The organism is Pseudomonas sp. HP_12 (genome assembly GCF_055283955.1).
In genome coordinates this window covers 311,214-328,320 of sequence record NZ_JBTOQG010000023.1, presented here as the reverse complement: position 1 = coordinate 328,320, position 17,107 = coordinate 311,214, and the positions used below count along the sequence as shown (strand labels likewise).

Genomic DNA, 17,107 nt, shown 5'->3' with positions numbered 1-17,107 from the left:
CGTGGCTAGCATCAAACCTCTTCCACCGGCGTACCTTCCTCTATGTCCCTTTCCCATGCAGAGCCAGGATTTACTGCACCGCTTGCCCTGCTGGACACTCGTGTTCGCATGGAAACGCCCGAGGGCATAGACCTCATCCTGCGCCCTGCGGGGTTGCTGTCCCGGTCAATTGCTTTCGCCATTGATCTGATGATTCGCGGCGCGCTGCTGGGTGCGCTGTTTTTCGTGCTGGGAACACTGGGCGACTTCGGCACCGGGCTGTTCATGCTCGCGCTGTTTATCGGGACCTGGGGCTATATGGTGCTCTTCGAAGTGCTGCATCAAGGGCGCACTCCGGGCAAACAGATCATGGGGCTGCGGGTCATTCACGATGACGGCACCCCGATTGGCTGGTCGGCTTCAGTGCTGCGCAACCTGCTGCGCTTCGTCGACATGCTGCCCTTCGGCTATTGCGTCGGCGCGTTTACCTGTTTGCAGCACCCGCTGTTCAAACGCCTTGGGGATCTGGCGGCGGGCACGCTGGTAATCTATCGGGACGTGCCCCCGCAACGGCCGCCACTGGCTGAAGCCACCGCGAGGATTCCGCCGCTGCCCCTCTTGCTGGAGGAACAGCGCGCCATACAAGCCTTTGCCGAGCGGCAAGGCACACTTTCTTCGGCGAGGACTCAAGAGCTTGCTGCCATCGTCACGCAGCCTTTGCAGTTGTCCAGCTCGCGAGATCCTCACTACCCGGTCCAGCAATTGAATGGCATAGCCCGCAGCCTGGCCGGCTCGTCATGAAGCAAAGCCTGTTCGAACAACGCCATGCAGAAGACTGGCAGCGTTTTGCAACACGCCTTGAGGCGCTGGAAGCGAGTCGCCGCAAAAGCGGGTCCGGTGCCGGCTTCAGCCGCGAATACCGTCAGATCTGCCAACAGCTTGCGCTGGCAATCGACCGTGGCTACGCCAGTCATCTGGTCGAGCAACTGCAGCAGCTTGCGATGCGTGGGCACCAGCAGTTGTATCGCCACCGAAGCCAGTTTAGTGCGCAGTTGCTGAGCTTTGTGCTGGCGGACTTCCCACGTCTGGTGCGTGCCGAATGGCGATGGGTCGCCCTCGCCGGCCTGCTGTTTTTTGGCAGCCTGACGCTCATGGCGCTGCTGGTCTACGGCTATCCGGATCTGGTCTACAGCGTCGTCAGCCCCGCCGATGTCGCCGGAATGCACGCCATGTACGAGCCCGCCGCACGGCGTATCGGGCAAACGGCCGAACGCGCGTCGAGCACTGACTGGCTGATGTTCGGTTACTACGTCATGCACAACGTCGGCATTGCTTTCCAGACCTTTGCCAGTGGCCTGCTGTTAGGCGTCGGCAGTCTGTTTTTTCTGTTTTTCAACGGACTGATGATTGGCGCGGTCGCGGGCCATCTCACCGACGCGGGCATGGGCACAACCTTCTGGCCGTTCGTGGTTGGACACAGCGCCTTCGAACTGACCGGCATCATGCTGGCGGGTGCAGCGGGGCTGAAACTCGGATGGGCACTGGTCGCTCCCGGCCGACTGCGCCGAGGCGAGGCACTGCGCCGCGCTGCACGGATCAGCGTGCGACTGATTGGCGGGGTCATGCTGTTCCTCCTCATCGCGGCATTCATTGAAGCGTACTGGTCGTCGATGAGCTGGCCGCCCGCGGCAGCCAAATATGGGGTGGGCGCTTCTTTGTGGTTGCTGGTCGGCGCCTACCTGACTCTTGCCGGACGCACGCCCCATGCGCCTGACTGACGCCAGCGTTGTCATACGCCCACGCACGCCGTGGGAGGCCCTCGACCTGGGCGTTCTCCTGGCGCAACGGCACCGCGCCTTGCTGATGACCAGCTGGGCCATCGTCACCTTGCCGATCTTCGCGCTGCTGACCCTGCTGCTGTGGGATTACCCGTCAGTGGCAGTCCTCGTGTTCTGGTGGCTGAAGCCAGCCTACGAACGGCTGCCGCTGCTGATTCTGTCCCAGGCGCTGTTCGGCCCGCCACCGTCACTCAGGCAGGCGCTGAAAAGCTTTCCGTCGGCACTAAAGCCGCAGTTGCTCGCGAGCCTGACCTGGCGGCGTCTGAGCCTCAGCCGCAGTTTCTATCAGCCGGTGCAGCAACTGGAGGGACTCGACGGGTTGTCCCGGGCGCAGCGCATTACCGTGCTTGGCCAGAAGGATTCCCGGGCGGCGCGTCTGCTGACCGCCCTGGGCAGCACCCTTGAAATGACCTTCTGGATCGGCCTGATGGTGCTGTTCTACGCCATGATTCCGCCGCAGATCGAAGCCGACTGGTCGTGGCGCAGCCTGCTCGACATAGAGGGTGAGTGGAACTGGCTGGAGCATCTGACCAACGGGTTTTATGCCCTGGTGCTGATCGTATGGGGCCCGGTTTATGTGTCCTGCGGATTTGCGCTGTACCTCAATCGCCGAACCGCATTGGAGGCGTGGGATATCGAACTGGGCTTCCGCAAACTGCGTCAGCGTGTTCTAGGGAACGCACTGGCGTTGCTACTGGGCGGGTTCCTCGCGCTGACGTTGTTGCCGTCTTCTGCCATGGCAGAGTCCGGCCCAAACCAGTGGACGGCAGATCAGCCACTGGCGGACGAAATGCCCAGCGAGTCGGGTAACAGCTGCCCGCTGCCGCCGCTGGACAACCCGCAGACCGACGAAGACGTTGCACCACCCGATTCACCTCGCCTGCTCAATCAGCCGCTAACCAGCCAGGCGTCGCAGAACGCCATCCATGCCGTGCTTGAACAACCGCCGTTCAAAAATCCCAAACCGGTGTCCGGATGGCGCATCGCCCAGCCCGCTCACGATGCCAAGCATGATGCCAAGTCAGCCGAGACACCGAACTGGCTGGCGCGACTGGTCGTCGGCGCGCTCAACGTAGGCAAGACCCTGTCGGCGGTATTCGGCGCGCTGCTGTGGACGCTGCTTGGCCTCACGGTCGCGTGGGTGATCTGGCGCTATCGGACCTGGTTCGCCACCTTCGTCGGCAAAAGCCCCCGCAAGGCGACGGCTCCACGAGACATCCCTCACCAACTCTTTGGCCTGCAGGTCCGCGCTGAAACCCTGCCAACGGACGTTGCCGATGCAGCGGAAAGACTCTGGCAACAGTCACCGCGCGAGGCATTGAGCCTTCTTTATCGCGCATTGCTGAGCCGCCTATTGACCGATTACCAACTGCCGCTGAAAAGCGCCGACACCGAGGGCCAAATACTGGCACGCATTGCCGAGCTCAAGCAGCCGTCCCTTGATGACTTCAGCTATGAACTGACGCGCCACTGGCAGAACCTCGCCTACGGTCACCAAGTGCCGCCGGATCAGGCGCGACACACGCTGTGTTCAGGCTGGCGTAAGTTGTTCGCGCCGGGGGCAGGCGCATGAGCCGGCGCTGGATCATCGGGCTGGTCGCCGCGCTGATGCTGGTGAGCCTTGTCATCGCCAGCGTGCCCGCGCTGAAGCGGCTCGAGCGTTATCAGGAAACCGTCGACCAGGGACCCTCGCCTGAAGCGCTGGCCAACCCTTACCTCGCCGCGCAGACGTTCCTGCGTCAGCGAAACATTCAGGTGAAAACCGTTGAAACGCTCACCACTCTCCCTGACATCCGCGACCAGCCGCAAACGCTCATGCTGCTGGATTTCCGCGAAAGGATGACGCCGTCGGAGGTCAAACGCTTGCTGGCCTGGACCCGGTCAGGCGGCCGTCTTCTCTTTGTTGCCGAACAATTGTGGGACACGACCAAGGGAAGCAGCGGCGACCTGTTGCTGGATCAACTGCAGATTCACCAATTCCTCACCCAGGACCTGCAAGAGCAGGACCGCGAACGGCAGCGCGAACAACTCAAGCCGGTCATCCCGTTGAGCACGCCGGACATTCAAGGCCCGGAAACGCCGTGGCCCGAGCTGACCCGGCTGTTCGTGCAAAACGAAAACGACCCGGCCTACATGAGCTTCGACCCGGCCTTCCATCTGGATGACCCCGAGGACCATGCGCAGTCATGGGCCAACAGCGCTGACGCCACGCACCTGCTGCAAATGGTGTACGGCTCCGGATTAATCACGGTTGTCACCGACGCCGACCTGTGGAAAACGCAGGCCATCGGCGAATACGATAATGCCTGGCTACTCTGGTATCTGAGCCAGGACAGCACCGTCACGATGGTGCTGCGTACTGAACACGACAACCTGTTCGGGCTGCTCTGGAAATACTTCCCCCAGGCGCTGCTCGCCCTGACGCTGTGCCTCGTTGCCACGCTGTGGCATGCAGGCATGCGCCATGGCCCCATGTTACCGATCTTTGCGCGCGGCCGTCGTCAGCTCAGCGAACACCTGCGTGCAAGCGCCGACTTCATGCTCCGCCGCGAAGGCCAGCACGCCGCGTTGCGCGCCTTGCAGCAAGACATCCTGCGTCGCGCCCGGCAACGGCATCCGGGCTTCGAGACCCTGGCCGTCACCGAACAATGGCAAACGCTGGCGCGCATGACGCGCCAGTCCACCAGCAACATCGGCCAGGCGTTGCGTCCGCGGCCGGAGCAGCGCTTGTCCAGCAGCGAATTCACCCGTCAGGTTGCGTACCTGCAAACCCTCAGAAATGCCTTGTGAGCGCTCGCGCGGAATACGGTGGACATCAAACCCTACCCAAACAGCCCCGTGACGACACAGTGATGGAGGCCAATCAAGCGTTTTGCACATCGGAAACAGGCGACACGCCGGGGATATCGTAAAACTGCGCCTGGGCTTTTCCCGCCCGCTTGGCCCGATAGAGCGCCTCGTCAGCCTGCGCCAGGACGTCGGCGAAAGCGCCGCCCGTCCAGATCGCCCCGCCCACGCTGCAACTGACGTTAATGACCTCGCCAGACAGCGTCATCGGTTCCGCGAGTCTCGCAATCACCCGCTGAGCTGCGCGCTGAACGCTGGATGACGACTCACCTGCGCGCAAGGCAAGGAGCAGCACAAATTCGTCTCCGCCATGACGCACGGCAATGTCTCCGTCACGGACCGTGGTCAAGAGCCTCATTCCGACTTGCTGCAGCAGCGCATCACCCGTGGCATGCCCGAAACGGTCATTGACGGGCTTGAATCCGTCCAGGTCCAGACACAGAACGCCGTAGCTGAGTCCCTCCCTCCATTCGCTGCGCACCGCTTCGACATACTTTTCCAGCGCCGCTCGGTTGGGCAAGCCGGTGACCATATCTCGGTAAGCGATGCCTTCAACCATCGCCAACTGGCTTCTTTTCGACGTCAAACTGTCGACGAGGTGGCGGATCGCGACACTCAGTGTCTCTACTTCCCGCGAACCGTGGAGCAGCGGAATTCGCAAATTGGCGCCTTCAGAAAGGCGGGCAGCTGCGTCGGCAATTTTGTTGACCGGCTTGGTGATCATGCCTGCCGCAAACCAGCCAATGATCGCAAAGGCGATAGAAAGGGCACTGCCCCAGCCAAGGATTTGACTGCGTACCTTCCGGGCTTCGGCAAACGCAACGGACACCGGTTGCCTGGCAATGACGGTCCATCCCAGGCCGGGATAATCACCAACTCCCACACTTTTGGCGGCGCCGGTCAGGTACTGAATACCGTCCGGCCAGGTTTCAACCGACCCGCTTTTGCTGACCACTTGAGGCAGATGGAGGCCCAGGGGTTTGCCAATCAGTTGCTTGGGGCCGAGCAATACCGTTCCGTCCTCGCCAATGACCAGGAACTCCAGACTCGGCAAGCGTTGCTGCAAAGGCTCCAGCAGGGTTCTTCCAACCTCATAGGCCCACTTCCAGGAGAGGTGCGTGGCGAGAACACCGGCAAGCCGGCCGGTTTCATCCCGCACCGGCATACTGATGTCGACAAATTTCATGGCTTCCCCGGTGGGATTGGGAAGGAGCTTGGCGAGCAGTACCGCATCATGTACATCGCCGACAAAAACCCTGTCGACACCATTGGCGAAGACGGGCCGTTTTGAAATGTCCACGCCCTCCAGCACGCTGTTGGTAGACGCGACCACCGTGCCATGCGCATCGGTAAGTCCGATCCAGGAATAGCTGGGAAAGTTGTCGCTGAGGCTATTCAACAGCTTGCGGGCCTGGCCGGTGCGCGCCGGGTCACGAAGCGCTTCCAGGTCGCTGAGCACAGCAAGCTCCTTGGCACGGGCGCTCATGTCAAAGTCGAGACGATCCACCATCAGATAAGCCGACTCGGTGAGCTGCAACCCGGTCTGCTCCTTCAGGCTGGAAATCGAGGATTCACCGATCACAGCGCCAAATATGCAGCTAAGGACGAGCACGAGCATTGCCACGACAATAGCGACCTGCGCCCGCAAGCTATGAAGAGAAGCAAGAATCATCGTGATACACCGTGCCGGAAAGCGGGAGAGCCGCCTTCCCTTGGCGGTGTTGTACCTTGATATCGGCTGCGCGCCGGATTTCTGGAGTGGTTAACGCAGGGCTCACCCTCACGTCCCCCTCAGTCGGGCGTCGGCATTACACCGTGCAGTTGGCCGGTCCGCGACACGTTCGAGTGATGCCGCGTGGTATTTCGGATCGAGTTGATAAAGTGCGATTACACTCTCAAATCACGCTGAATTAGGTAAGCACCTGATCCATGACAGATAAAACAGATTCGACATTCGACACGGTTCGAGAACCACTGAGCGATCACCCAGCGAACCCGGGCCACGCAGCCGATCACCCTTCTCCCTCTGAAACCGCAGCCGTGGACCACAAACACATCGAGCCGGCCACCGCTTCGGCCAGCCATCCGGCGCAGCAGCGCCAGCGCGCGATTCATCTGGCGCAGGCGGTGCGGCATGAGTTGCAAAAAGCAGTCATCGGCCAGGACGCCGTCATCGATGATGCATTGACCGCGCTGATTGGCGGCGGTCATGTGTTGCTCGAAGGCGTGCCCGGTCTGGGCAAGACGCTGCTGGTGCGGGCGCTGGCCCGGTGTTTCGGCGGCGAGTTTGCGCGCATTCAGTTCACCCCTGATCTGATGCCCAGCGACGTGACCGGCCATGCCGTGTACGACATGCAGAGCGAGCAGTTCAAACTGCGCAAAGGGCCGCTCTTCACCCATCTGCTGCTCGCGGACGAGATCAACCGCGCCCCAGCCAAGACCCAGGCCGCGCTGCTTGAGGCGATGCAGGAACGTCAGGTCACACTGGAAGGCCGCGCGCTGCCGGTGCCGCAACCCTTCATGGTGCTGGCGACGCAGAACCCGATCGAGCAGGAAGGCACTTACCCGCTGCCCGAAGCCGAGCTCGACCGCTTCATGCTGAAGGTCCGCATGGATTATCCCCAGGCCGATCAGGAGCTGGAGATGGTCCGCCAGGTCACCCGTTCGACGCGCTCCGACATGCTCGATGTCCAGCCCCTTCGCACCTTGATGCAGGCAAAAGATGTGCTGGCGCTGCAACGCATCGCCGGCGATCTGCCGGTGGATGAACAGGTCCTCGATTACGCCGTGCGGCTGGCTCGCGCCACTCGCATGTGGCCGGGCCTGACACTCGGCGCAGGGCCGCGGGCGTCCATCGCACTGATTCGGGGAGCCCGCGCGCGGGCGCTGTTGCGCGGCGGCGAGTTCGTCGTACCTGACGACGTCAAAGGCTGCGCGCTGGCGGTGCTGCGTCATCGAGTGAGGCTTGCGCCGGAGCTGGACATCGAAGGCTTGTCGGTGGATCACGTGCTCAAGCAATTGCTGGATCAGGTGGCGGCGCCGCGTCGATGAAGCAACTGCTCAAGCCCTCGACACGCATGCTCTGGTGGCTGGCCGTGCTCCTCGGCGTCTCGGTGCTGCTCGGCATTCTGCAGGCATTGGGGCGCGGCCCGGTTGCCCGGCTGGACGGCTTTTTCTGGACCCTGCTGTGGGTGATGACTGCCGTCGCTGCGTTGGATGCCGCGTGGCTGTGGCGTCTGCCCTCCCCTCGGGCCAAGCGGCACCTGGCCGGCAGCCTGGGGATGGGACGCTGGAGCGAGGTGCGGGTCGAGCTGGAACACGATTCACCTCGCGCGCTTTCCTTAACCCTTTTTGATCATGGGCCTTCGGAGCCGGATGCCCGCTACGACACCGAGAATCTGCCCCAGGACGTCGTGCTGCGCCCACAGCGCACCGCCCAGCTGACCTATAGGCTGCGTCCGGCCAGTCGCGGGGATTTCACCTTCGAACGGACCGAGATCGTTATCCGCAGCCCGCTGCGCCTGTGGTCATCCCGGCGTTATGTGCCCACCCATGACGCTGTCCGGGTGTACCCGGATTTCGCCCGTTTGCACAACGGGCAATTGCTGGGCGTCGAGAACTGGCTCAGGCAGATCGGCATCCGCCAACAGCCGCGCCGGGGGCTGGGCCGGGAATTTCATCAGCTGCGCGAATTTCGTGAAGGCGACAGCCTGCGTCAGATCGACTGGAAGGCCACGGCCCGGCATCGCGCGCCCATTGCGCGGGAATATCAGGATGAGCGCGATCAGCAAATCCTGTTCATGCTCGACTGCGGCCGACGCATGCGCAGCCAGGACGGGGAGCTGACGCATTTCGACCATGGGCTGAACGCCTGCCTGCTGCTGAGCTACGTGGCGTTGCGTCAGGGCGACGCGGTCGGTCTTTCAACCTTCGCGGGCGAACAGGACCGGCATCTGCCCCCCGTCAAAGGCGCCGGCCAGCTGAACGTGCTGTTGAATCACCTCTACAACGTCAACGCGACCCAGCGCCCCGCCGATTACTCGGCAGCAATGCGAAATATCCTCGCGCGGCAGAAACGCCGGGCGTTGGTGGTGTTGATCACCAACTTGCGGGACGAGGATGACGAGCAGCTACTGGAAGCGGTCAAACAGCTGAGTCGACATCATCGCGTGCTGATCGCCAGTCTGCGCGAGGCCGTGCTCGACGATCTGCGTCAAGCGCCGGTGCAGACCTGGCAAGAGGCCGTGGACTACTGCGGGACGGTCGATCTGCTCAACGCACGCAGCGGGCTGCATGAGCGTTTGGTCGCCCATGGCATCCCGGTGCTGGATGTGCGCCCCAGTGAGTTGGGGCCGGAGTTGGTCAGCCGATACATGAGCTGGAAAAAGGCCGGGGCTTTGTAGGACACCTGCCTTCAGGCGGAAGCCTCCAGCGGATAGAAACTGAAGTAGTGCTGCAAGGCCTGAATGAGGAGAAAGTATTCCGCCGGCGCCGCTTGCAGGCGGAAGCCGGAATCGAACACGCGTGGGGTCTCGTCTTCATGACACCACAGGCAGCTGGCGTCGATATCGATGTTGTACAGGCCGTTCTTGCCGTCGGGCACCTTCAGGCGCAGCTGAAAATCAGCCCCCACCAGAATGGGCAGATCGCTGATCAGCATCAGGCCTTGCTCAGACACGTTACCCAGGCAACCCAACGGCTTATCGGTATACCGGTTGAACACTTGCAGGTAGTAAGGCAGTTGGTGACGTTCGATTCGTCTTTCATTAAGCATTCGGACACTCGCCCTGAGATGACCATTGAGCATGGCCGCGCTAGTGCTTTGGGATTCGGTTGCACGGAACTGCCAGACCCGTGACGCCAGAATCCATCAGTTGAAAAACCGATGACGACATCTGACTCATTCGGCACTGGCAAAAGTCACTGATCCGAGTGGCCGATCAGCGATAACCCCGCTTATCACCCTGCTTTCGGATCAGTGGCGCTGCCGCCTTCGTCAAAACACTTAGGTCCCTACTCATCGAAGCCTAGCTCAGGTTTTCCCGATATCCACCCGAAAACGCGACCGTATATCCAGTCGGGTGTAACTAGCGTGAAGCAGCACGCGGTGTGGCAGGCGGCGCGAGGTTGTCATGCCCCAGTTGGTGCAGGGTGTCCAGACGGGCCTTGGCGCGGAACGCGTACTCGCTTTCCGGGAACTGGGTGATGATGTACTGGTAGGTCTGCACGGCATCCATGTAGAACTTCTGGCGTTCCAGGCACTGGCCCCGCAACATCGACACTTCGGGCTGGACATAGCGACGCGAACGGCTCTCGCGATCGACTTTCGACAGGTTGTACATCACCGCGTCACAGTCGCCCTGTGCGTAGGCGCGGTTGGCGTTGTTCAAATGGCTGTTCATTGCCCAGCGGGTGCAGCCACCCAAGGCAAGCAGCGCCACTAATATCATCATGATTCGCATGAGAGTCTCCTGTGCTCAGCCCTTGTATCGGCGTATTCCGGGATTTCTTCAAGGTCGATTTGACGGCCGCTGACCTGCCGATTGCCCTGCGATCCGGGGGGCAGGTAGTGCAAAGGAACAATGACTACAGAGCAATACAGTAGTAGCCTCTCGCTGCGCTTCATTTAAGGAGTTTGTGCATGACCGTTCGCCGCACCAAAATCGTAGCCACACTGGGCCCTGCCAGTAATTCGCCAGAAGTCATCGAGAAGCTGATTCTTGCTGGCCTGGACGTCGCCCGCTTGAACTTCTCCCACGGCACGCCCGACGAGCACAAGGCTCGCGCGAAGCTGATCCGCGACATCGCCGCCAAGAACGGCCGGTTCGTCGCGTTGCTGGGTGACCTTCAAGGCCCGAAAATCCGCATCGCCAAATTCGTCAACAAGAAGATCGAGCTGAAGGTAGGTGACAAGTTCATCTTCTCCACCAGCCATCCTCTGACCGACGGCAACCAGGACATCGTCGGTATCGATTACCCCGATCTGGTCAAGGACTGCGGCGTCGGCGACGAGCTGCTGCTGGACGATGGGCGCGTGGTCATGCGCGTTGACACGCAAACTGCCGACGCACTGCATTGCACCGTGACCATCGGCGGCCCGTTGTCGGATCACAAAGGCATCAACCGTCGCGGCGGCGGTCTCACGGCTCCGGCGCTGACCGAGAAAGACAAGCAGGACATCAAGCTCGCTGCCGAAATGGACCTGGATTACCTGGCCGTTTCGTTCCCGCGGGATGCGGCCGACATGGAGTACGCACGCAAGCTGCGTGACGAATCCGGCGGCACGGCCTGGCTGGTGGCGAAGATCGAACGCGCCGAAGCCGTTGCCGACGACGAAACCCTTGATGCGCTGATCCGCGCCAGTGACGCGGTCATGGTTGCCCGTGGCGACCTGGGCGTGGAAATCGGCGACGCGGAGCTTGTGGGCGTCCAGAAGAAAATCATCCTGCACGCACGTCGCCACAACAAGGCGGTGATCGTTGCCACGCAGATGATGGAATCGATGATTTCCAGCCCGATGCCAACCCGCGCCGAAGTGTCCGACGTGGCCAACGCCGTGCTCGACTACACCGACGCCGTGATGCTGTCCGCTGAAAGTGCCGCCGGTTCGTATCCGGTCGAAGCCGTGGAGGCGATGGCGCGTATTTGCGTCGGTGCCGAGCGTCATCCGACCGGCAAGACCTCCAGCCACCGCGTCGGTCACTCTTTCACCCGTTGTGACGAGAGCATTGCGCTGGCGGCCATGTACACCGCCAACCACTTCCCTGGCGTGAAAGCGATCATCGCGTTGACCGAAAGCGGCTACACCCCGCTGATCATGTCGCGTATTCGCTCCTCGGTGCCGATCTACGCGTTCTCACCGCACCGCGGCACCCAGGCGCGCGCGGCGATGTTCCGTGGCGTTTACACCATTCCGTTCGACCCGGCGGCACTGCCGGCCGGTCAGGTCAGCCAGTCGGCTGTGGACGAATTGGTCAAACGCGGTCTGGTCGAGCAAGGCGACTGGGTCATCCTGACCAAAGGGGACAGCTACCACACCATCGGCGGCACCAACGGCATGAAGATCCTGCACGTCGGCGACCCAATGGTTTAAGCGACACCGCTACACTGAAAAGCCCCGCCTCGTGAGAGTGCGGGGCTTTTTTATGGCTTTGAACCCATGGACTGTCAGCCCTTCTCCACAAACACGTCCGCCAGTAACTGACCACGGGGCAATCCGGCAATGAACAACCGCTTCGAGAACGCCTCGACGCTGGCAGGCGACCCACACACCAGCGCAATGGTCTGACGAGACGTCACGCGCAGCCCACTCAGCACGGCCGAGAAGTCCGCCAGCTCGATCGACTCCACGTGCAGGTTCGGATGCTGGATCGCCAGCTCGCCGAGAGCCTCCGCCAGATAATGCTCTTGAGGCTCGCGCGCCAGATGTATCAGGCGAATCTCACCCTGATGGCCCTGCCGCAACGCCTCGCGCAGCACACCCCATAGCGGCGCCAATCCGGTGCCTGCGGCCAGCAGCAACAACGGCCGGTCCTGCCAGTCGGGGTCGTAGCGCAGCGCACCGCCCTGGAGTTCGCCGAGGCGGATCGGATCGCCCGGTTGCAGCGTGCGGGCGACATCAGCGAAAGCGCCCGGACGCAGGCAGTCGATGTGAAATTCCAGAAAGGGATCGTGCCCCGGCACACTCGCCAACGAATAAGGCCGCGCCACGCCGCTTGCAGTCCACAGCACCAAATGCTGGCCGACGCGGTAGCGCAACGGGCGTTCGGGGTTCAGTCGCAGGCGCAACACCGACGGGCTCAGCCAGTCAGCACCCACGACTGTCGACGGCAAGCCATCGCGCAAGGGGTCGAAGATTTCAACGGTCAGGTCGCTCGTCACCCGGCACTGGCACGACAGCCGCCAGCCCTGGGCGCGCTTGTCGGCATCCAGCGCATCGGGCGCGGCATCCGCCGGTTCGCCACTGACGCAACGGACCATGCACGCGTGGCAACTGCCGGCGCGGCAGCTGTAGGGGACGGACAATCCGGCGTCGTTCAGGGCATCCAGCAAATTGGCCGCAGGCGCCACCGACCATTGCCGGCCGCCCACTCGCAATTCAGGCATCGGCGTAATCCCAGGCGCCGTGGCAGCGGTTGCGGCCCTGGTGCTTGGCGCGATACAGCGACTGGTCGGCCCGCTGCAGTGCACGGTCCATATGATCTCCGCGCTCGATAACCGTCATGCCGATCGACAGGCTCAGGTCCAGCTCCGGAAACTCGGGGAGCGTGACATGGGTGAAGGCGAGCCGGATGCGCTCACAGCAGTCGACCAGTTGCGCACGGGTACAGCGCGGGATCAGCAAGACGAATTCCTCACCGCCATAGCGCGCGAGAATGTCATCGGAGCGCAGGCACTGGGCCGCGGTTTTGCCGAACATCTGCAGCACCCGGTCACCCGCGGCGTGGCCATGGATATCGTTGACCCGCTTGAAGTGATCGAGGTCGATGAGCGCCAGTCCGGCGGTGTAATTGCCGTCCATGTGTTCGAGTTCGCGGGTGGCGATACGCAGGAAGTGACGGCGGTTACAGAGGTTGGTCAGCTCGTCGGTGGACGCCAGTTCTTCGAGCTGCAGCATCATGCCGCGCAGGGTTTCCTGATGCGCCTGCAAGGTGATGCGGCGCTGATGCATGCGGTTGCGCGAGTTCTGCACGAAGCGCGCGAACAGGCACAGCCAGGAAAAAACGATGAACAACGCGCAGGTCTGAATCACCGCCAGCCCCGGATCGGCCAGGCGCCCGCGACTGGCGTCCCACAGGTTGATCCCGGCGAATCCCAGCAAGGCAAACAAGGCGCACCGCGCGAAGATACTGGGCCGCAGGTGAAACAATCCGAACATCAGCACCAGCACGTAAATGATCAGAAAGGTGCCGCGGGAGGCTTGCATATGGCTGATGAGAAACGTCTGCCAGGCCAGCCCAAGGAGCACCTGAAACTCGGTCAGGCTGGGGTCTTTGAAGCGTCGGTTGTAGCCACCGAAAAACACCAGGCTCAAGGCGGCCTGACAGAAAAGCACCAACACACTGGTGCACCAGATCCCGAAGAAGGTGGCTTGATAGTAGCCGGTAAAATACGCCATCCATACGAGCATCAGCCCCAGCACATAGGTGCCGGTAGCGAGCGCGAAACGTTTCAGCAGCAAACGCTGGATAGTTTGGGCAGTCACTCGTTGACTCATCATGGGTATTAAGGGTCCGTCCCGTACCGGCAAGATGACCTGTGACACTTTTCAGGCACCAGATCAAAACCTTCCTGCGCCATGCGCGGTAATGCAGGCAGCTTGCCACTGTAGTGCTTGCGTAAAAAAATGACTATTCAAATCCCTGTCTTTCCGGACAGCCGTAGCAATCTGTTTCATGCATGATTCAGTGCGGGTGCTGTACGGCGTTTTCGACGACGGTTTGGCCTTTGGCGGATGTACCTTAATCGACCTCGGGTTATACTGCCGCGCCTTTTTTACCCTGACCACGCCGAGGTGTTGCCCGGCTGTCTGACGCCTGATCAAGATGCTTTCGTCTGGCGCAAGCGGTCCCGTCGCCACCCGCAATTAGAATGTTCCCGCCAAATCAGAGGAGCGCGCCCAATGACCGTGATCAAGCAAGATGACCTGATCCAGAGTGTCGCTGACGCCTTGCAGTTCATTTCTTATTACCACCCCGTTGACTTCATCCAGGCCATGCACGAGGCCTACTTGCGTGAGGAATCCCCTGCCGCACGGGATTCCATGGCCCAGATTCTGATCAATTCGCGCATGTGCGCCACCGGTCATCGGCCGATCTGCCAGGACACCGGCATCGTCACCGTGTTCGTCCGTGTCGGCATGGACGTGCGCTGGGATGGCGCCACCATGGGCCTGGACGACATGATCAACGAAGGTGTGCGTCGCGCCTACAACCTGCCGGAAAACGTCCTGCGCGCCTCGATCCTCGCCGATCCGGCCGGCGCCCGCAAGAACACCAAGGACAACACACCTGCGGTCATCCACTACTCCATCGTCCCGGGCAACACCGTGGAAGTGGACGTAGCGGCCAAGGGCGGCGGTTCGGAAAACAAATCGAAGATGGCGATGCTCAACCCGTCCGACTCGATCGTCGACTGGGTGCTGAAAACCGTGCCGACCATGGGCGCTGGCTGGTGCCCGCCGGGCATGCTCGGCATCGGCATCGGCGGTACGGCCGAGAAGGCTGCGGTGATGGCCAAGGAAGTCCTGATGGAATCCATCGACATCCACGAGCTCAAGGCACGCGGCCCGTCGAACCGTCTGGAAGAAATGCGTCTGGAGCTGTTCGAGAAGGTCAACCAGCTGGGCATCGGCGCCCAGGGCCTTGGCGGTCTGACCACCGTGCTCGACGTCAAGATCATGGATTACCCGACCCACGCCGCGTCCCTGCCGGTGTGCATGATCCCCAACTGCGCCGCCACCCGTCATGCCCACTTTGTGCTCGACGGCTCCGGTCCGGCTTCGCTGGAAGCGCCGCCGCTGGACGCTTACCCGGAGATCGTCTGGGAAGCCGGCCCGTCGGCCCGCCGCGTCAACCTCGACACGCTGACGCCGGAAGACGTGCAGAGCTGGAAGCCGGGCGAAACGGTCCTGCTCAACGGCAAAATGCTCACCGGCCGAGACGCGGCGCACAAACGCATGGTCGAGATGCTGAACAAGGGCGAAACCCTGCCGGTAGACCTGAAGGGTCGCTTCATCTATTACGTCGGCCCGGTTGATCCAGTGGGTGACGAAGTAGTGGGCCCTGCCGGTCCGACCACGGCGACGCGGATGGACAAGTTCACCCGCCAGATCCTTGAGCAGACCGGCCTGTTGGGCATGATCGGCAAATCCGAGCGCGGCCCGACCGCCATCGAAGCGATCAAGGACAACAAAGCCGTTTACCTGATGGCCGTTGGCGGCGCCGCTTATCTGGTCGCTCAGGCGATCAAGAAGTCGCAAGTGCTGGCCTTCCCGGAACTGGGCATGGAAGCGATCTACGAGTTCGAGGTCAAGGACATGCCGGTGACGGTTGCTGTCGACAGCAAGGGCGAGTCGGTTCACATCACGGGTCCCGCCATCTGGCAGAAGAAGATCAGTGAGAGCCTCGCGGTAGAGGTGCAGTAAGCATTTCGATCGTTAAAACGAAAAAGCCCGACCTGTGAGTCGGGCTTTTTTGTGGGCGATGGGTTGTGGAGCGTTTACCCCCGCCGATCCAGCACATTCACCACCAGCCGATCCAGCCATCCCCAGACCCGCTCCTGAACACGTCGCCATAGCGGTCTGGATTTCCAGCCGTCCAGGGTGATTTCGCTGCTCACGGCGAAATCCTTGGTGAAGCTCGTGGCCACGGCGTGAGTCAGCGCGGGGTCGATCGCTTCGAGATTGGCTTCCAGGTTGAAGCGCAGGTTCCAGTGATCGAAGTTGCAGGAGCCTACGCTGACCCAGTCGTCGATCAGCACCATCTTCAGGTGCAGGAAGCACGGCTGGTATTCGAAAATTTTCACCCCGGCCTTGAGCAGGCGCGGGTAATAACGGTGGCCGGCGTAACGAACCGAGGGGTGATCGGTGCGCGGCCCGGTCAGCAACAAGCGCACGTCTACGCCCCGAGAGGCCGCGCGACGCAAGGCGCGGCGGACTTTCCAGGTCGGCAGAAAATACGGCGTCGCCAGCCAGATGCGCGTCTTGCTGGTGTTCAGCGCGCGCACCAGGGACTGCACGATATCCCGATGCTGACGGGAATCGGCATACGCCACGCGTCCCAGCCCATGCCCACCGACGGGCGCCTTGGGCAAGCGCGGCAGACCAAAGTTTTCCGCTGGCCGCCACGCCCGCCGCCGAGGGTTGGCGTGGAACTGGCGGTCGAACAGCGCTTGCCAGTCAATCACCAGCGGGCCGCGAATCTCGACCATCACCTCATGCCACTCGCTGCTGTTCAGGTCCGGGCGCCAGAATTCATCAGTGACCCCCGTCCCGCCCACCACCGCCAGCTCTTTGTCCACCAACAGCAGTTTGCGGTGGTCGCGGTAAAGGTTGCGCAGGCCGCGTCGCCAATGCACCCGGTTATAGAAACGCAGGATCACGCCCGAATCGGTCAGGCGCTTGCGCAAGCCGATCGTGAAAGCCGCCGACCCGAAATCATCGAACAGACAGCGCACGATGACCCCGCGGCTCGCCGCACCCACCAGCGCCTGCACGATCGCTTCGGCACAGGCGCCGGCTTCGACCAGATACAGTTCGAGCTCGATCTGCTGCTGCGCACCTTCGATCGCGGCGATCATGCGCGGAAAAAACGCAGGGCCGTCGATCAGCAGGTTGAACTGGTTGTCTTCGCGCCACGGAAAAATCGCGCCCCTCATGGGCGGCTCGCCGTGGCGGTCAGCAGGCAGGTTTGAGCAGCGCTTGCCGGGCGGGCAAGCGAAGA

General features: G+C 62.0%; 14 protein-coding genes. 8 read left to right on the top strand and 6 right to left on the bottom strand.

Features of this window, described 5'->3' with window-relative positions:
- Positions 1 to 42 precede the first annotated feature (42 nt).
- From ACYASU_RS16805 to ACYASU_RS16790, 4 genes are read left to right on the top strand one after another with little or no spacing between them, the layout of a single operon-like run.
- Positions 43 to 780 (top strand): RDD family protein, encoded by a 738-nt coding sequence (locus tag ACYASU_RS16805; RefSeq protein WP_463583430.1) that lies wholly within the window; start codon positions 43 to 45, stop codon positions 778 to 780.
- Positions 777 to 1,757, top strand: a complete 981-nt coding sequence (locus ACYASU_RS16800) for a stage II sporulation protein M (RefSeq protein ID WP_282366014.1) — start codon at positions 777 to 779, stop codon at positions 1,755 to 1,757. Before ACYASU_RS16805 ends, ACYASU_RS16800 begins: the two co-directional genes overlap by 4 nt.
- Positions 1,744 to 3,390 (top strand): DUF4129 domain-containing protein, encoded by a 1,647-nt coding sequence (locus tag ACYASU_RS16795; protein WP_463583429.1) that lies wholly within the window; start codon positions 1,744 to 1,746, stop codon positions 3,388 to 3,390. Before ACYASU_RS16800 ends, ACYASU_RS16795 begins: the two co-directional genes overlap by 14 nt.
- Positions 3,387 to 4,607 carry a DUF4350 domain-containing protein gene (locus ACYASU_RS16790; protein WP_463583428.1) on the top strand — a complete coding sequence of 407 codons (1,221 nt, stop codon included), beginning with the start codon at positions 3,387 to 3,389 and terminating at the stop codon, positions 4,605 to 4,607. The genes ACYASU_RS16795 and ACYASU_RS16790 overlap by 4 nt, the downstream gene beginning before the upstream one ends.
- A 73-nt stretch (positions 4,608 to 4,680) precedes the next feature.
- Here ACYASU_RS16790 and ACYASU_RS16785 read toward each other — a convergent pair whose 3' ends face one another.
- Positions 4,681 to 6,336, bottom strand: coding sequence for a diguanylate cyclase domain-containing protein (locus tag ACYASU_RS16785; protein WP_463583427.1), 1,656 nt, complete (start codon positions 6,334 to 6,336; stop codon positions 4,681 to 4,683).
- 368 nt (positions 6,337 to 6,704) lie between these two features.
- On the opposite strand from ACYASU_RS16785, the gene ACYASU_RS16780 reads away from it, so the two are divergent.
- Both ACYASU_RS16780 and ACYASU_RS16775 read left to right on the top strand, forming a co-directional pair.
- A complete protein-coding gene (locus ACYASU_RS16780; protein WP_463583426.1) occupies positions 6,705 to 7,715 on the top strand; it encodes an AAA family ATPase in 1,011 nt (336 codons plus the stop codon).
- The gene (locus ACYASU_RS16775) at positions 7,712 to 9,067 is read left to right on the top strand and encodes a DUF58 domain-containing protein (protein ID WP_463583425.1); all 1,356 of its coding nucleotides are present in this window, start codon (positions 7,712 to 7,714) and stop codon (positions 9,065 to 9,067) included. Before ACYASU_RS16780 ends, ACYASU_RS16775 begins: the two co-directional genes overlap by 4 nt.
- Positions 9,068 to 9,078: 11 nt before the next feature.
- Here the strand turns inward: ACYASU_RS16775 and ACYASU_RS16770 are convergent, their stop codons facing one another.
- Together ACYASU_RS16770 and ACYASU_RS16765 are read right to left on the bottom strand one after the other, a co-directional pair.
- Positions 9,079 to 9,438: a PilZ domain-containing protein gene (locus ACYASU_RS16770; RefSeq protein ID WP_463583424.1), complete on the bottom strand. Its 360-nt coding sequence runs from the start codon at positions 9,436 to 9,438 to the stop codon at positions 9,079 to 9,081.
- A gap of 313 nt (positions 9,439 to 9,751) precedes the next feature.
- Positions 9,752 to 10,126: a tetratricopeptide repeat protein gene (locus ACYASU_RS16765; protein ID WP_463583423.1), complete on the bottom strand. Its 375-nt coding sequence runs from the start codon at positions 10,124 to 10,126 to the stop codon at positions 9,752 to 9,754.
- A gap of 179 nt (positions 10,127 to 10,305) precedes the next feature.
- Between ACYASU_RS16765 and pyk the strand changes: the two genes are divergently transcribed.
- Positions 10,306 to 11,757, top strand: a complete 1,452-nt coding sequence (gene pyk / locus ACYASU_RS16760; protein ID WP_133772322.1) for a pyruvate kinase — start codon at positions 10,306 to 10,308, stop codon at positions 11,755 to 11,757.
- Positions 11,758 to 11,831: 74 nt separating this feature from the next.
- Here the strand turns inward: pyk and ACYASU_RS16755 are convergent, their stop codons facing one another.
- The gene (locus tag ACYASU_RS16755) at positions 11,832 to 12,770 is read right to left on the bottom strand and encodes an iron-sulfur-binding ferredoxin reductase (RefSeq protein WP_463583422.1); all 939 of its coding nucleotides are present in this window, start codon (positions 12,768 to 12,770) and stop codon (positions 11,832 to 11,834) included.
- Entirely contained in the window at positions 12,763 to 13,869 is a 1,107-nt protein-coding gene (locus ACYASU_RS16750; protein ID WP_463583421.1) for a GGDEF domain-containing protein, read from the bottom strand. The genes ACYASU_RS16755 and ACYASU_RS16750 overlap by 8 nt, the downstream gene beginning before the upstream one ends.
- Positions 13,870 to 14,286: 417 nt before the next feature.
- Here ACYASU_RS16750 and ACYASU_RS16745 point away from each other — a divergent pair, with 417 nt between their 5' ends.
- Entirely contained in the window at positions 14,287 to 15,810 is a 1,524-nt protein-coding gene (locus ACYASU_RS16745; protein ID WP_081567934.1) for a fumarate hydratase, read from the top strand.
- Positions 15,811 to 15,884: 74 nt separating this feature from the next.
- Here the strand turns inward: ACYASU_RS16745 and ACYASU_RS16740 are convergent, their stop codons facing one another.
- Positions 15,885 to 17,042 (bottom strand): phospholipase D-like domain-containing protein, encoded by a 1,158-nt coding sequence (locus tag ACYASU_RS16740; RefSeq protein WP_463583420.1) that lies wholly within the window; start codon positions 17,040 to 17,042, stop codon positions 15,885 to 15,887.
- Positions 17,043 to 17,107: the final 65 nt, after the last annotated feature.

What these genes read in the sequence shown, in the direction of transcription:
- ACYASU_RS16805 (WP_463583430.1), top strand. Translation starts at nt 43, where the DNA reads ATGTCCCTTTCCCATGCAGAGCCAGGATTTACTGCACCGCTTGCCCTG.
- ACYASU_RS16800 (WP_282366014.1), top strand. Translation starts at nt 777, where the DNA reads ATGAAGCAAAGCCTGTTCGAACAACGCCATGCAGAAGACTGGCAGCGT.
- ACYASU_RS16795 (WP_463583429.1), top strand. Translation starts at nt 1,744, where the DNA reads ATGCGCCTGACTGACGCCAGCGTTGTCATACGCCCACGCACGCCGTGG.
- ACYASU_RS16790 (WP_463583428.1), top strand. Translation starts at nt 3,387, where the DNA reads ATGAGCCGGCGCTGGATCATCGGGCTGGTCGCCGCGCTGATGCTGGTG.
- ACYASU_RS16785 (WP_463583427.1), bottom strand. Translation starts at nt 6,336, where the DNA reads ATGATTCTTGCTTCTCTTCATAGCTTGCGGGCGCAGGTCGCTATTGTC.
- ACYASU_RS16775 (WP_463583425.1), top strand. Translation starts at nt 7,712, where the DNA reads ATGAAGCAACTGCTCAAGCCCTCGACACGCATGCTCTGGTGGCTGGCC.
- ACYASU_RS16770 (WP_463583424.1), bottom strand. Translation starts at nt 9,438, where the DNA reads ATGCTTAATGAAAGACGAATCGAACGTCACCAACTGCCTTACTACCTG.
- ACYASU_RS16765 (WP_463583423.1), bottom strand. Translation starts at nt 10,126, where the DNA reads ATGCGAATCATGATGATATTAGTGGCGCTGCTTGCCTTGGGTGGCTGC.
- pyk (WP_133772322.1), top strand. Translation starts at nt 10,306, where the DNA reads ATGACCGTTCGCCGCACCAAAATCGTAGCCACACTGGGCCCTGCCAGT.
- ACYASU_RS16755 (WP_463583422.1), bottom strand. Translation starts at nt 12,770, where the DNA reads ATGCCTGAATTGCGAGTGGGCGGCCGGCAATGGTCGGTGGCGCCTGCG.
- ACYASU_RS16745 (WP_081567934.1), top strand. Translation starts at nt 14,287, where the DNA reads ATGACCGTGATCAAGCAAGATGACCTGATCCAGAGTGTCGCTGACGCC.
- ACYASU_RS16740 (WP_463583420.1), bottom strand. Translation starts at nt 17,042, where the DNA reads ATGAGGGGCGCGATTTTTCCGTGGCGCGAAGACAACCAGTTCAACCTG.